Origin of the sequence: Desulfobacter hydrogenophilus (assembly GCF_004319545.1) — a bacterium.
GTDB lineage: Bacteria > Desulfobacterota > Desulfobacteria > Desulfobacterales > Desulfobacteraceae > Desulfobacter > Desulfobacter hydrogenophilus.
In genome coordinates, this window is record NZ_CP036313.1 from 1,460,925 (window position 1) to 1,477,032 (window position 16,108).

The following is a 16,108-nucleotide window of genomic DNA, read 5'->3' on the forward strand; positions in this document are numbered from 1 at the left end:
TGGATTGAGTCTGGGAGTCGATATACCAACTCAGCCCGCCGTAAGGACCGCAAAATAATCTTCAAGATCGCTCTTAAGTCTGGTATACTGCTCACCTATTTCCGGCAAAAGCTGCTCAAGACCCCCTATATCACCGGCTTTGCCCGCCTGTTCCATTTTCAAAGCGATTTTTTGAAAATCACCTGCCGCCACATAACCGGAGGCTCCCTTTATTTTATGGGCCTGGGCACCACCTTTTTGCGCCTGGCCCTGTTTGATCAGTTCTGTAAGAATATCGAGTTGTCCCGGCATGTCATCAAGGAAGATACGGATTGTCGATGCGATGAGCTGTCTGTCTTCCATAAGGTTGGCCATCAACACCTCCGGATCGAAAGAACCCGGCTCATGTTCCTCCTTTTTTTCCTGATCCACGTTGGACCGTTCCTGGTTAAGGGACTGGATTCGATTGAGCCACTTTTCAATCTTTTCAGCCAGGAGAATCGGATCGACCGGTTTGCTGATATAATCATTCATGCCTGCATTCAGGCATTTTTCCCGGTCACCGGCCATGGCATTGGCCGTCATGGCGATCACCGGGATATCCGGGTGAATGACTTTGGATGCCTTATTGCGGATCATCCGGGTGGCCTCAAGTCCGTCCAGTTCGGGCATCTGCAAATCCATCAACACCAGGTCATATGGAATTTTTTCAAGGGAGCGAACCGCCTCAAGACCGTTTGCCACGGCATCCACATAATAACCGAACTTTTTCAGAATGCCCTTTGCGACGATCTGGTTTGTAATGTTGTCTTCTGCCAGAAGAATTCTCACATGGGGCTGCTTAATTTCACCAACTAAATCCCGGATCCGGCCATGTTCTTCTTTGACGCTCGGTTCACCTGAAAGAACGGTTGCCAGGGTATCTCCAAGTTCCGAGTAACGCACCGGTTTAGTGAGATATGCTGAAAAAACACCAGAGTCGAAATGACGCAGATCATCAGCATGCCGGCCTATGGATAACATCATCACCAGTTTAATGACTGCCCCAAACGGCTCATTTTTAATGGCCTTGCCAAGCGCGTTCCCGGTCATGCCGGGCATCTGCATATCCAGTATTGCAAGGTCATAAAACATACGTTCCCGGGCTGTACGCCGTATTTTTTCCAAGGCGGTTTTACCATCTGCCGCTTCAGACACGTCTGCCCCCATACATGCCAATTGTCTCATTAATATTTCCCGGTTACTTCGGTTATCATCAACAATTAAAATACGGACATTTTTCAGTCGATCCGGCATGTTTTTTTTACGATGGCCGATTTCAGATACGGGCTGCTTTTTAAATTGGGCCGTAAACCAGAACAGGCTGCCGGAGTGCGGGCCGCCCAATGAGAGGCTTTCCGATTTGCTGAATTCGGGAACCGGTGAAATAACGCCGATATCTCCGCCCATCAATTGGGCCAATTCTTTGGATATGGCAAGTCCCAGTCCTGTGCCGCCGTATTTACGTGTAATGGAAGCATCCACCTGGATAAACTGTTCAAACAAACGATCCTGCTTGTCCGCAGCTATACCCACACCGGTATCTTTTACGGAAAAGTAAATGAGGGCCTCTTCTTTGGTTTCATGCTTGATGTACGCCTGTATCACCACCTCACCGGCATTGGTAAACTTAATGGCATTATCGGTCAAATTGGTCAAAATTTGACGAAGGCGCCCCGGATCTCCCTGAAGCAGTTCCGGTACATCGGGCGAAACCCCACATATCAACTCCAGACCTTTTTCATCGGCTTTGAGAGCCATCATCTGGGCAAAATCATCCAGAAAGGCAGGCAATTCAAAATCCAGAACTTCCATATCCACTTTGCCTGCCTCAATTTTTGAAAAATCAAGGATATCGTTGATCAAGGTTAAAAGAGCATCCGCACTGGCCTTCACATTGCTGGTGAAAAGATGTTGTTCATCCGACAGATTCGTATCCAGCAGCAGACCTGTCATACCGATGATACCGTTCATAGGCGTCCGGATTTCATGGCTCATATTAGCCAGAAACTCGCTTTTTGCCCGGGTTGCCTTCTCTGCCTTGGTCGCCATCTGTGTTGCCAGTTCTGTCTGGTTTTTCAGATCTTCATTAACGGTCATTAATTTGTTTCTGGCTTTTTTAAGCGCCCTGTTGGCCTGCTCGGTTTCCATTAAAGAGTGCTGCAGCTTCTCCTGAGCCTGTTTGCGCTCTGTGATATCGGCATGGGTACCAAACATCATCAACGGCTTACCATCATGGGTTCTGGAGATCACCCGGCCTTTATCCTGCACCCAGATCCAGTGTCCGTTCTTGTGCTTCATTCTGCATTCAGCATCTAAAAATTCTAGTTCCCCTGAGAAATGCCGATTTAAAAAAATTTCTGTCTTTTTTAAATCATCCGGGTGCACCAGATGAACCCAGGTGTCAATGGAAACAGGCGACAGCTCCCCAAGGCTGTAACCGCAGATCCGGGCCCATCGTTCGTTAAATACTGTTTCTCCGGTCTGAACATTCCATTCCCAGGTTCCGACACCCGTTCCCCGAATAACGTTGGCCAGGCGTTCACGCTCTTTGGAAATCTGCATCTGTGCATTTACATAATCGGTCTGGTCGAACATATAGCCATGGACTTGAACAACAGTTCCGGTATCGTCACGCAGTAGACGGGTAAAATCATAAAACCACCGATAGTCGCCGTTCTGGGTACGTAGCCTGTAGGTCTGCTCAAAATGCAACGTGCCGTCTTTAATATATCCGGCGATTTCAGTACCCGCCTGCTTCAGGTCATCAGGGTGTATCAGTTCCAAGTATCTAAAAGAGCAGTCCATCATCTGCTCCGGCGTGTACCCCAGGATCTGGGCGACATTTTTAGATACAAAAGTCACGGGCCAGTTACTTTCAGGGGACCAGGAAATGGTGATCACCGGTCCTGCCGCAAAAAGATCCCGCTCCTGTCGAAGAGCATCTTCAGCTTTCTGCTGCTCTGTGATATCCACAAAGGTTTCCAAGAAAGCCGGTTGCCCGTTGTAAGTAAAAGGTCGAGCGGTTTTAATAATCGGAATTTCATCGCCGGCTGTATTGAAAAGCATCCGCCGGCTGTTGTCCATCGCCTGGCCAAAGGCTTTAATCGTGCAGGCTCCTTTTTCTGTGGGGCAGATATATTGCGTCCATTCATGGCCGACGATACTATCCCGATCTGTACCGATGAGTTTTGCGGCTGTCGGATTAACGTAACGGATCACATAATCCGCTTGGCTGATGATGACCACGCCGGCATCCAGGTGTTCAAGAATTTCCCGCTGCCGGGATTCTGCTTCCATCAGGGATGCCTGGGTTCGGGTCAGTTCTTTAAAACTGTCATCCGCCATTGCTGCGATGGCTTGAAATTCATGAAAGGTATAATCAGCCGCGTTGACATCATTGTCTGCAATAGCGTCCTGGAGCATAGAAAGCTCTTTATCAACGCTTGCCGTTAAACGGCGAGAGGCCATCCTTAAAAAGAAAATCACGCTTAATGTCAGGCTGAAAATGATTAAAAGTTCCACAATAAATTTGTTGCGCAGCTGTCTTCCAAAGGACTGAATGTTTTTTTCAACATCATCCAGGTACAGCCCGCTGCCAATCACCCAGCCCCAATCATTGATTTTCCGTACAAACGAAATTTTCGGCACCACACGCCCAAGACTGGGCTTGTTCCATTTATATTGAATAAATCCGCCATCGGCTTTACCGGCTGCGTCAATCAAGGTCTGCGTGATTTTTATACCGTTGGGATCAGTGGTGTCCCGGAGGTCGTTACCGACCAGTTCCGGCTGGACCCGGTTAAGCAGTAAAATCCCCTTATCAGTGACAACAAAAAGGTACCCTTCTCCATGGGAATAAACGTAGGATTTCAGACCTTTAATTATTTGTTTTTTAATATCTTCGATTGAGGCACCTTTTTGGCCCAGACGGTGACGCTCATAGTTGATATAATCCATGGCCCGATTGACCATGGTTCGGATCAGATCTTTTCTTTCATTAAAAATGATATCACGTATCTGCGCCACCTCATTTTTAGCAGTAAACCAGGCTTGAACAGCCAGCCCTGTAATCAAAACAACGCTCAGAAGAATAAGCGCCTGGCGCAAATTGCTGCGAAAGACCTCAGGCATAGACCGGGAGACAGAGATATCTGTCTTTGAAAACAGCCTGATCAGGCTGTACCCAGCCAATGCCAAAAGCAGCATACCCAGCCCGCCAGCAATGGCAGCAGGCCATATTTTTGAATCCGGCCGATTGCGAATTTCCGCCTCCTGTGGCAACAGATCCGGATTTAAACCATGGGAACGAAGCTTGTCCCACAAAAAGATCGGGGAATTGGGACTGTCTGTGATCACAGGGGGAATAATTTTTTTCTGCAGTATATGACGGGCAAGTTCTCCGGCTGTTTGTCCCTGGTCCCGGGAACTGGCCAGCATGCCGCCGACAATACCGTGGTCCAGGTAAAAATCCCACATACCGTATACCGGAGCAAGCGTGGCGCGGTCGACCAGCTCTGCCGCTGCCTCATGGCTGTAGTACACACCATCTTTATCCCGGTTGAAAAGTACCAGAAAAACAGCATCGTCAGGAGAAACCGCTGACAGATTTTGCTGCAGTTCAACCGTGGACAGACCGCGAAGCCAAACCAGCCTAAATCCAAAATTTTTAGCCATAAAAGCTGTTTCCACCTCTTTTCCAACGGCTGCGCCGGTGGGGGTCGTACCGATAATAAGGTAAAGCGTTTCCGCTTTTGGTTGAAGCAGGCGAATCAATTGGAGGGTCCGGACAGGATCGGTTTTTTCCACCACCCCGGTGATACGGTTTTCAAATTCGTCAAGGAGCGTTGACTGGAAGTTGTTGATGCCGCAGAAAACGATCGGAACGCCAGGAAACAGACTCTTCTTGTAACGATGAAGAAAAGTGACGGCATTGTTATCGGACAGAATCAGCAAATCAATGGGAAGGATTTTGTATTTCCAGTTCAGATATTCAAGGATGTAAGAGCCTGCCGCTTCCAGCGGCTGTCGCTTGCTGTCCAGATACTCGCTGAAAATTTCAACGGGAGCGCCTTCCAGTGCCGTTCTAATACCTGTTTCGATATTGTCGGTCCAGGAAAAGCCTTTGTGGTAAGAATGCAGTATTAATATCCGTTTTGCGGCGGGGGGCAACCCTGTGCCCATATCAGAGGCTGTGGCAACCCCGATAAAAACGGCTGAAATGGTTGAAAACAAAACACAACCGGCAATCAAAAATCCGTAAAAAAAGTGAGCCAAACGGAGTTGCATGCGATATCTTATGCAAAAAACTGATTTAAATGTCATTACCGGTTTTCCCAAAAGCCTAGGACAATTTGAATTTAGCCATTAATTCATTAAGTCTGGCCGCCAATCCTGACAACTCCTCGGCCGTAAATTTAACATTGATGCTGCGGTTTGAAATTTCACTTGAAGCAAGACTGACGCGAGATATATTCTCAGCCACCTCATCCGCAGCCGTGGCACACTGTCCGACATTTTCAGTCACCTCGGAAATACTAAAGGAGGCCTGGGAGACATTCTGGGCAATCTCTGCCGTGGCCTGGGATTGCTGTTCCACAGCTTCCACAATGGCGGCTACGCTCTCATTAACCGCATTAATTACACGGATAATCTCTTCAATACCTTGTGTGGTCTTCTGGGTGGAGCCCTGCATCCGCTCAATTTTCATCCGAATCTCAGTGGTCGCCTCTGCCGTCTGATTGGCCAGCACTTTAATTTCATTGGCCACCACGGCAAATCCCTTACCCGCTTCCCCGGCCCGGGCCGCTTCAATGGTGGCATTTAAGGCTAAAAGATTGGTTTGCTCGGAGATATCAGTGATGGTTTCAGTAACTTTCCCGATTTCGAGGGCAGCCGATCCCAGTTGCGCCACATTTTCAGACACCTGCCCCGCCTGGGATACGGCGGTCTCGGTCACTTGCCTGGACTGTTCCGTATTTGTTACTATTTCATTGATGGTGGCCGTCATCTCCTCGGCTGCGGCTGAAACAGAATTAACATTGCCGGCGGTTTCCTCGATGGAAGCCCTGACACTGGCCATGCTTGCACTCATTTGTTCGGCGGCTGCGGCCACGGATACAGCCAGTTCGGAGGCGTCCGATGAATCAACAGACATGCTTTGGGATGCATCATTCAACTGTTCCGAGGAACCGGCCAGCGTTTCCACCCCTTGACTGATGTCCGCGATCATTCCCCGCAGGTTCCTGATCATGGTATTCATGGCCCTGGCTAATTTCCCTGTCTCATCCTCGCACTCAATATCGATGTCACGGCTCAAGTCCCCGTTGGCCATGACATTTGCAAAATCCACCCCCTGTTTTAATCGACCGGTGATGGACCGGGACACCAGGAAAAACATCACAGCGGCCAAAAGAGTACCGGCAACGATAAGTGCAGCAGCTTTCAAAACCCTATATCGAAGTTGTGCATCTGCCTCATCCAGAGACTGAATGACTTCAAAGGCGCCATGGATTTCCCCGGCTTTCCAGTTTTCAATGGGGCCGCCTGTGGGATCTTTTCCATCGTTACGCCCCCAAAGGGTTTTAGACTGCTTTGGATCCCCGTGGCATACCAGGCAGGTCTCAGACAGACGGATCGGCAAAAAATACCGGACGGAATTGGTATGTGTATCCACCACATAATATTCATCCAACTGCTCTTTTTTCATCTTTTCAAGGGCCGGCCCTTCGATTTTATACGATTGGCCAAAATCAGGTTCGTTTTGGGGATTTCGGGGACTGAACTTCGGGACCCGGAAGGTATAACCGCCCTGTTCTGCCTTGCGCATGGCCGCTTTCCAGGCGGAAACCACAGGCACAGTTGCCAAAAGTTTATCTGTCTGGCCTGAACGGGCGTAGGAAAGAATATCTTCTAAAGGAAAAAGACCTAAATTCCATTTCTCCTCCATTTCCTGGCGCACGGATTCACTGATCAGACAAATGGCCCTTGCTTTTTCTGCATACGAATTAATGGTCTCAACTTTACCGGAGCGAACATAAAAAAAGAGCAGGACACCGACTAAAAGAATTGTTGTACCAATACCCACAGCCATAAATTTAATAAAAATTGGCAGGTCCAAAATCTTTTTCATTTTTCCCCCGAATTTTAAAGAAATAACGTAAATGATAATTACGTATCGTCCCAGAGTTGGGAAGATATGATTTTCATGTAATTTTTTAAATTTAGCAAATTTATAACGTCAGCTCAATACGAAATTTACGAAACAAAAATTCTCAATTGCCCCCGGGACGAATTTATAAACTGCTATGCAGAAGGGATTCAAAAGAGGCGTAGTAAGCGCCGAGATATAAAAATGGGGGTTACCCTTCGGACGGGCTATGAGTTAGTTATGAGCTGATAGTCGACAGCCCATAGAAAAAGGCCGATCCACCCGCTGGATAAGATCGGCCTTGTTTATGCTATAACAAAAAAACTAACTTACTCGTCTGCCTGCTTAATAACAACCAGCAGATCCTTTGCCTCAACCTGTGTTCCCACGGATGTGGCGATTCGTTCCACAACACCGGGGACATCGGAAACGACATTGGTCTGCATTTTCATTGCTTCGATGGTTACCAGAACATCACCACGTTCGATTTCCTGACCTTCTGAAACGCAAACGGCAGAGATCAGACCCGGCATGGGTGATCCAACGTCACCCAGATTTGCCGGGTTGGCTTTTTCGCGTGGTGCTCTTTCCGGTACTTTGGAGCGATCAGGCACTTTAACAATCCGGGATTGGCCGTTAAGTTCAAAATAGACCTCTCTATTTCCTTCTTCATCAGCCTTTCCCTTGGCCATGAAACGAATAATAAGGGTTTTTCCGGATGCGATATCAACGAATAGCTCCTCTTCCCGTTTCATTCCATAGAAAAAATTTAAGGTTGGCAGAACACTTACATTTCCATAGGTCCTACGATGTTTCATGTAATCAACAAATACGTCCGGGTACATAAAATAGGAAGCAAGTTCGCAGTCGGAAATTTTTCTCTCTACCAGCTTTTCGGCTTGGGCACGCTCCTGGTCCATGTCAACAGGCTCAAGCAGTTGTCCCGGACGAACCGTAATGGGTTCTTCGCCTTTCAATATCTTTTTCTGCAACGCCTTTGGAAATCCTCCGGGAGGCTGCCCCATCATGCCTTTAAAAAAGGTAACAACGGATTCAGGAAAAGAGATTTCTTTTTCCGGATTCAGAACATCTTCTTTGGTGATACCGCTGGTAATCATGGACAAAGCCATGTCTCCAACCACTTTGGAACTTGGCGTCACTTTTACAATATCGCCAAACATGTCATTTACATCTCTATACACCTTTGCCACTTCAGGCCATCTCTCTTCAATGCCCAGAGCTCTGGCCTGCTGGCGCAGATTGGTATATTGCCCACCCGGCATTTCATGCAGATACACCTCAGAAGTTCCGCTGTGAAATTCACTTTCAAAACCAATGTACATCTGCCTTACTTTTTCCCAGTAGTTGGAAACCAAAGCCAGAGACTCCGGATTCAGGCCGGTATCCCGCGGCGTATTTTTAAGCGCGGCGGCAATGGAACCTAAATTGGGATGTGAGGTCAACCCGCTCATGGAATCAACGGCACAATCAACGGCATCAACACCTGCATCTGCTGCTGCAAGCAGTGTCGCCGCAGCAATGCCGCTGGTATCGTGGCTGTGAAGGTGAATGGGCAGACCCACTTCATTCTTCAAGGCTTCGACGAGCACTTTTGCGGCAGCCGGCTTTAACAATCCTGCCATATCCTTAATCGCCAGGATATGGGCACCGGCTTTTTCCAGCTCTTTTGCCATATCAACATAGTATTTCAGGCTATACTTGGTTCTGTTGGGGTCAAGAATATCACCGGTATAACAGATGGACGCTTCACAGATTTTATTGTTTTCCAACACCGCATCCATGGCCAGTCGCATGTTTTCAACCCAGTTAAGGGAATCAAAAACACGAAAAAGATCCATACCGTTTTCAGCCGCCTGTTTAACAAAGTAGGTAATAACATTGTCCGGATAATTGGTATATCCAACCCCGTTGGACGCTCTGAGCAACATCTGCGTCAAAAGATTGGGCATACGTTCACGCAGCCCTTGAAGCCTTTCCCAGGGGCACTCTTTGGAGAACCGCATGGCCACATCAAAGGTTGCCCCACCCCAGCACTCTACTGAAAACAGGTCAGGCAACAGAGCGGCATAGGCTGGTGCAATGTTCAGAAGATCAAAACTTCTCACCCGGGTCGCAAGAAGGGATTGATGGGCATCACGCATGGTCTTATCCGTGATCAGCAGTTTGTCCTGGGCTTTCATCCAATCTGCAACGGCCTGGGGACCTTCTTTGTCCAGCAATTGTTTGAGTCCCGGCTGGGCCTGCTGGGCAGTAAATTTAGGTATGGAAGGTTGGTGCACATGTGCTGCCGGAACGGGTCTGTTTTTAACGTCTTCATTCCCGTTGATAATTACATCACCAAGGAATGAAAGAAGCCGGGTTGCCCGGTCGCGTCTCTTGCTAAAAGTGAAAAGCTCTTTTGTCTCATCGATAAACTTAGTGGTATATTCGGCATTTACAAAGGTTGGATGGCGAATCAGGCTTTCCAGAAACTGCAGGTTTGTGGCAACGCCTAAGATTCTAAATTCCGTTAAGGCACGATGCATTTTCAAACGTGCTTCTTCTTCATTTCCGCCCCACGCGGTTACTTTTGTCAACAGGGAATCAAAATGGCGGGTAACGATGGCCCCGGAATAAGCGGTTCCGGCATCCAGACGAATGCCGAATCCGGCTGCTGCCCGATAGGCTGTAATTCTTCCATAATCGGGGATAAAGTTGTTTTCCGGATCTTCCGTGGTGATACGGCATTGGATGGCATGGCCTTTGAGTCGGACATTCTCCTGGGTGGGGATAAGGCTTCCAGGATCCCCAATCAGCATGCCCTGGGCAATTTTTAATTGTGCCTTGACAATGTCAACCCCGGTGACTTCCTCTGTTACCGTATGCTCTACCTGGATTCTTGGGTTGACTTCCATGAAGTAGAACTTTTCAGTGTCCATATCCATTAAGAACTCAACGGTTCCGGCACTTTCATATGCTACGGTTTTGGCAATGGCCAGACCTGCATTGCACAACTCCTGGCGTTTTTCATCGGAAAGAAAGCTAGCCGGTGCCCTTTCAACAACCTTTTGATTTCTTCTTTGAACAGAACAGTCACGTTCGAACAGATGAATGAGATTGCCATGGGAATCCCCAAGCACCTGAACCTCAAGATGTCTGGCCTTTCTGACAAGTTTTTCAAAATAAACTTCATCACTGCCGAAAGCTGCGCTGGATTCCTTACGAGCGGAATCAACCTGGATTAAAACCTCATCGCTGCTTTCCACGGCCCGCATGCCTCTGCCACCACCGCCCCAGCTGGCTTTCAACATAATCGGATAGCCGATCTCTTCTGCGATCTCAATGATCTTTTCATCATCATAAGGTAGTGGACCGCTGGCCGGAACAACAGGAGCTCCCGCCTCTATAGCCACCTTGCGGGCAGACACCTTGTTTCCAAGTTTGCGCATGACATCCGGGGAGGGCCCGACAAATATAATACCGGCTTCGGCACACGCCTCAGCAAACTCCGGCTTTTCTGCAAGAAATCCGTATCCGGGGTGGATGGCATCTACATTTTTTTCTTTTGCAAGTTGAACAATGCCTTCAATATCCAGATAGGCTTCAATGGGGCCTTTTCCTTCCCCGATTAAATAACTTTCCCCGGTCTTAAACCGATGAAGTGCAAACCTGTCCTCCTGGGCGTAGATGCCAATCGTGTCTATCCCAAGCTCATGTGCAGCACGTGTTACACGGATCGCTATCTCACTACGGTTGGCAATCAAGAGACGCTTGATTTTTTTTCCCATAACATCCATTTTACATATCCTTGTTTTAGATGATAATGCTCCTTCAATCTGTTTGCAGCATCGGCAACAGATTCTTCAATTCCCAAACAAAATCGGTAAGAGTTCCTTCCACTACCTTACTACGTCAGTTATGGCGTATTTTAAATCAATCAATGGTTTGGAGAACCGTCCCTAATTATCTTTTTCTATGAAAAAGGTTAAAATTCCATAAAAAAGATTAAAAAATCTAATAAAATAGGAAACGCTTGTCAATCTATATTTTAGGAAACACTTATCAATTTATTTTTTTTGCGTCGAGGCTTGAGGACCTGTCAATAAAGGCTCGGTGAATCATTCATTTAAGACGATTGGGAAGAACGCGATGGTTATTTTATTCTCATTTCGATTCAACCTCTGTTTTCCAGGTAAGCGTTTTCTATTGACCCAGCCACTTAATCAGAGACCTAATTTATGGTTATTTATTTAAGCGACCTTTACTTGTGGAAAATTTATGATTGACCGGATTTATCTGTCCATATTAAACGAAATTGACCAAAAGAAAACTTTGACAGCGGCAGCCCAAGCCCTTTGCCTGACCCAACCGGCCCTGACCCACAGAAGTATCGGCCCCCGGCTCTGGCAAAAAGACGGCCATGGGCTGATCCGATCTCTCAACAGCTCGGCTTAACCCACAATAACCCATGAAAAGAACTTAACAACTTATTGGGACTTTCATATAAAAATCTGATATAAAATTGCGACATGTTTTTATGGAATAAATAATTTTTCCAAGTTCATTGGGAAAATTGGTATGCCGTAACAGCCTGTCGAATTAAAATTTACCAGGAGGCATAGGAACCCAAGTTGAACATACCCAAAAAAGCTATTCTCCAGAAGGGACAGGGCAGAACTCGAAAACTGGCCAAGCTTAAATATATTTACGAGCGGGAATCCCGCTATTTTGCCCAGGTGGCTGAAAGCGTCAAGACTCTGGCATTAAAAGAGATCCAGGATCTTGGTGGGAAAAATACCCAGCGCGTGTTCCGGGGCATCTGGTTTGAAGCGGATAAATCCACATTTTATAAAATAGTTTATCTTTCCCGCCTGGTGTCACGGGTGCTTGTGCCCCTGGTCGAGTTTGAATGCAAGGACAAGGATGAATTGTACAAGGGTGCCAAAACAATCCGATGGGAAGAATTTTTAACCCCCAAAAAAACCTTTTCCATCGCGTCCAACGTGTCTGAATCACAGATTAACCATTCTAATTTTGCAGGATTGAGGGTCAAGGACGCCATTGCCGATTATTTCAGGGACAGGACCAACCGCCGGCCTTCAGTAAATACCCTGGCACCCTGGATCATGATCAATGTTCACGTACATAAAGACCGGGCCACCATTTCCATTGACGCAGGTTCAGGGCCTTTGCACAAGCGCGGATACAGGGAAGCCAGGGTTTCGGCCCCCATGCAGGAAACCGTGGCCGCAGCCATTATTGCCCTGAGCGGATGGCATGGAGAACAACCGTTGCTGGATCCCATGTGCGGATCCGGGACCCTGCTGTGCGAAGCCCTGATGCATTACAGCCGGATTCCGGCCCAGGTTTTTCGTGAACAGTTTGGATTTGAGCGTCTGCCCGATTTTAATGCCCAGGAATGGAAAGCGGTGAAAACGGCGGCAGACGAAGCCATCCGGCCATTACCCAGGGGGCTTATCCGGGGAAGCGATATAGACGAATCTGCTGTTGAGGCAACACGAACTAACCTGATGGGGCTCCACCATGGCGGAGAAATTGACGTGGATCTATTAGATTTCAGACAGCTTGACCCGGTGGAAAACGCGGTCATTGTCACCAATCCCCCTTACGGCATCCGCATGGGCAAGGACCAGAACATGAAATTATTTTACAACAACCTTGGTCGATTTTTAAAGGAACAGTGCAAAAGCTCTACGGCCTATGTATATTTCGGCGATCCGGGATTTATCAAACATGTGCCCTTGGCTCCCTCATGGAAAAAAAACCTGGAAATCGGTGGGTTGGATGGAAAGCTTGTAAAATACCAGTTATACTGATTTTAAAAATGCAAATTAGGAAAGTGGAAAAACGCATGGGCATGGATTAAACCCGTCTTCCGGGGAAAAATCATGAAAACAGACAAAACAGGCGCTGATGAACCTTTCATAAAAATTTATCATGAGATCATGGCCTATAGGGTGGCGAATATTCTTCTGGTATCCAGCCCCTATGATGCTTTTATTATGGAAGAAGAGGGCCGACTTTCAGACCGTATTATCAATGAATATAAGGGGCTGAATCTGTCCAACCCCCCGAAACTGACCCTTGCGTTCTCAGTCACGGAAGCCTTTGAACAACTTGAACGCAAACATTTCGACCTGATCCTTGCCATGCCCGGACTGACGGGGATGGATGTCTACGCCTTTGGCAGACAGGTGAAAGAGCAATATCCACAGATCCCCTTTTATCCGATGTTCCACGACACCTGCGATATTAATCAGTATGAGAATGAAAACCACGAAGCCATTGTTGACCGGGCCTATATCTGGAGCGGAGATACCTACCTGCTGCTGGCCATTATAAAAAACTTTGAAGATGAAAAAAATGTGGCCTTTGATACGAAAAATGCAAAGACCCGGGTTATTATAATGGTAGAGGATTCCCCGTATCATTACTCTTCTTTGCTGCCGGTCTTGTACAAACACATCGTCATCCAGACCCAGTTGGTCATGGATGATTCCATTAATGAAGAGCAAAGAATTTTAAAAAAGAAGAGCCGACCTAAAATTCTGCTGGCCCACAACTATGACCAGGCCATGGCACTGTTTGAGCATTACAGGCCCTATGTACTCAGCATTTTCACGGATATGCGCTACGCCATTAACGGACAGGAAGATCCCCATGCCGGCTGCAAAATTTTAACCCGAATCAAATCAGAACTCCCGGACCTGCCCGTCCTGATTCTAAGTACTGAGGAAAAAAATAGAGAGATTGCAAAAGCCATAGATGCCCAGTTTATCAATAAAAAGTCAAACAACCTCCATGACCAAATCAAAAGCTTTTTTGTCACACATCTGGGATTCGGGGCTTTTGTGTTCCGCATGCCGGACAGCAGTGAAATCGCCCGGGCCTCCAATTTAAGGGAGGTTGAAAAGCTGCTGCCGGATATCCCCGACGCATCCTTACTCCACCATGCCAGGCGCAATGATTTTTCTCGATGGCTGCTTGTCCGCAACGAAGTCGATTTTGCCCTAAGCCTCAAGCCATATATCATTGATGATTTCTCCGACGCATCAGCAATCAGGCGGTTTCTCATTGAACGCATCCGCTCCCGGCGCAGAGACTCCCGCCAGGGGCTTGTCATTGAATTTGACCCGGAAAAATTTGACTCGGACACGGATTTCATGAAAATCGGAACCGGGTCCCTGGGCGGCAAGGCAAGGGGACTTGCGTTCATGTCCTATCAACTAGGCATAGACCCTGCTTTGGGCCAAAAGTTCCCGGATATTGATATAACCATCCCCCAGACCTTTGTCATTGCCACGGACGAATTCAACATTTTTGTGGAGGAAAACAAGCTGTTCCAGCTTTTAGAACAGGACACTGTGCCGGATGACATCCAGGTGGTAGAGCGTTTTCTTAAAGCGGAATTGCCCCGCCGGCTGAAAATGAATTTAAGGGCGTATATTCAAAATGTACATTACCCCATTGCCGTCAGATCTTCGTCCCTGTTTGAGGACTCCCATTACCAGCCCTTTGCGGGGCTTTATAAAACTTATATGCTGCCCAATACCGACACAAGCATTGAAAAACGCTTGGAGCACCTGAGTACGGCCGTAAAGCTGGTATATGCCTCAACCTATCTGAAAGCCCCGAGATCCTATGCCCGGTCCACCATGCACAGAACCCAGGACGAAGAGATGGCCGTGGTGCTCCAGGAGATCACCGGTACCCGGTACAAAAACTATTTTTACCCTTCTATCTCAGGAGTGGCCAAGTCCTATAATTTTTATCCCATTGCCCATCTTAAAGCGGAAGAGGGCATTTCCTACATTGCACTGGGGCTGGGAAAAATTGTCGTGGACGGCGGGAAAACCCTTCGGTTCTGCCCGAAGTATCCACAATTTTTACCCCAGTTTTCCATGATTGATGATATTATGGAAAACGCACAGAAATATTTTTACGCCCTGAAAATGGACGGATTACCGAACCTTGAAACATTTTTGGGCGTTGATGAAGATCCCTGTGTGACCCGACTGAACATTGCTGATGCCAAGGACCATCCAGCCGTCCAGATGCTTTGCTCCTCCTATAATTTACAGGATGACCGTATCCGGGACCGGTTTATTGACAAGGATTTTCCTGTGCTCACCTTTGCCAACATCCTGAAATACAACGGCTTTCCACTGGCAGATATCCTGGCCGAAGCCACAGCTTTAGGGGCTCGTTGGATGGGCACATCCGTTGAAGTGGAATTTGCCGTGGACCTGCCTGTTGAAGGTATCCGGTCAAGGCCGCGCTTCTCCCTGCTGCAGATCCGGCCCATGGGCCAATATAAACAAAACATCGAGGTAACAATTACACAAAAGGATCTTAAAAACGCATTCTGCTATTCCACCAATTCCCTTGGCAATGGTGAATACAAGGATATCCGGGATATCGTGTATGTGGATCCCAAAACCTTTGAACCGAATGAAATGGCTTTAGTGGCAGGGGAAATTAACAAAATTAATGCAATGTTCAACGATACCGGCACAAAATACATACTCATCGGACCGGGGCGTTGGGGGTCTTCAGACCCGTGGTTGGGCATTCCCGTGGTGTGGAACAATATTTCCAACGTAGGGGGCATGGTGGAGACTACAATTGAAAGCATCAAGGCGGATTTTTCACAGGGATCCCATTTTTTTCAGAACATCACCTCCCTGGGCATTCCTTATATAACCGTACAGGACAACGCTAACGATTTTATTGATTATAATTTTTTCCATAGCCTGGAACCTGCCACGACCACCCGGCACTTAAAACACATCCGGTTTGACGAGCCCGTAAGAATCCTCGTAGACGGAACAACCTCCCAAGCCGTAATAATGCAGAGCCTTGACGAATCCGGAATCGATATCATGGATGATATTCCAGTAATAGACTCACCATAAGGAC

The 16,108-nt window shown here is 47.5% G+C and carries 6 protein-coding genes; 3 read left to right on the plus strand and 3 right to left on the minus strand.

All coding sequences use genetic code 11. From position 1 onward, the window contains the following. Positions 1-30: 30 nt before the first annotated feature. The 3 genes from EYB58_RS06325 to EYB58_RS06335 all read right to left on the minus strand — a co-directional run bounded on the left by EYB58_RS06325 (position 31) and on the right by EYB58_RS06335 (position 10,965). A complete protein-coding gene (locus tag EYB58_RS06325) occupies positions 31-5,307 on the minus strand; it encodes a PAS domain-containing protein (protein WP_111954048.1) in 5,277 nt (1,758 codons plus the stop codon). A 55-nt stretch (positions 5,308-5,362) separates the two neighbouring features. After that, positions 5,363-7,150, minus strand: a complete 1,788-nt coding sequence (locus tag EYB58_RS06330; protein WP_111954050.1) for a methyl-accepting chemotaxis protein — start codon at positions 7,148-7,150, stop codon at positions 5,363-5,365. 347 nt (positions 7,151-7,497) lie between these two features. After that, positions 7,498-10,965: a pyruvate carboxylase gene (locus EYB58_RS06335; protein ID WP_111954052.1), complete on the minus strand. Its 3,468-nt coding sequence runs from the start codon at positions 10,963-10,965 to the stop codon at positions 7,498-7,500. A 481-nt stretch (positions 10,966-11,446) separates the two neighbouring features. Here EYB58_RS06335 and EYB58_RS06340 point away from each other — a divergent pair, with 481 nt between their 5' ends. From EYB58_RS06340 to EYB58_RS06350, 3 genes are all read left to right on the plus strand, one after another. After that, a complete protein-coding gene (locus tag EYB58_RS06340) occupies positions 11,447-11,623 on the plus strand; it encodes a helix-turn-helix domain-containing protein (protein WP_207309136.1) in 177 nt (58 codons plus the stop codon). A gap of 176 nt (positions 11,624-11,799) precedes the next feature. Continuing rightward, complete coding sequence (locus EYB58_RS06345; RefSeq protein WP_111954054.1) at positions 11,800-13,005, plus strand: THUMP domain-containing class I SAM-dependent RNA methyltransferase; 1,206 nt, start codon at positions 11,800-11,802, stop codon at positions 13,003-13,005. A 72-nt stretch (positions 13,006-13,077) separates the two neighbouring features. After that, positions 13,078-16,104, plus strand: a complete 3,027-nt coding sequence (locus tag EYB58_RS06350; protein WP_111954056.1) for a PEP/pyruvate-binding domain-containing protein — start codon at positions 13,078-13,080, stop codon at positions 16,102-16,104. Positions 16,105-16,108 lie beyond the last annotated feature (4 nt).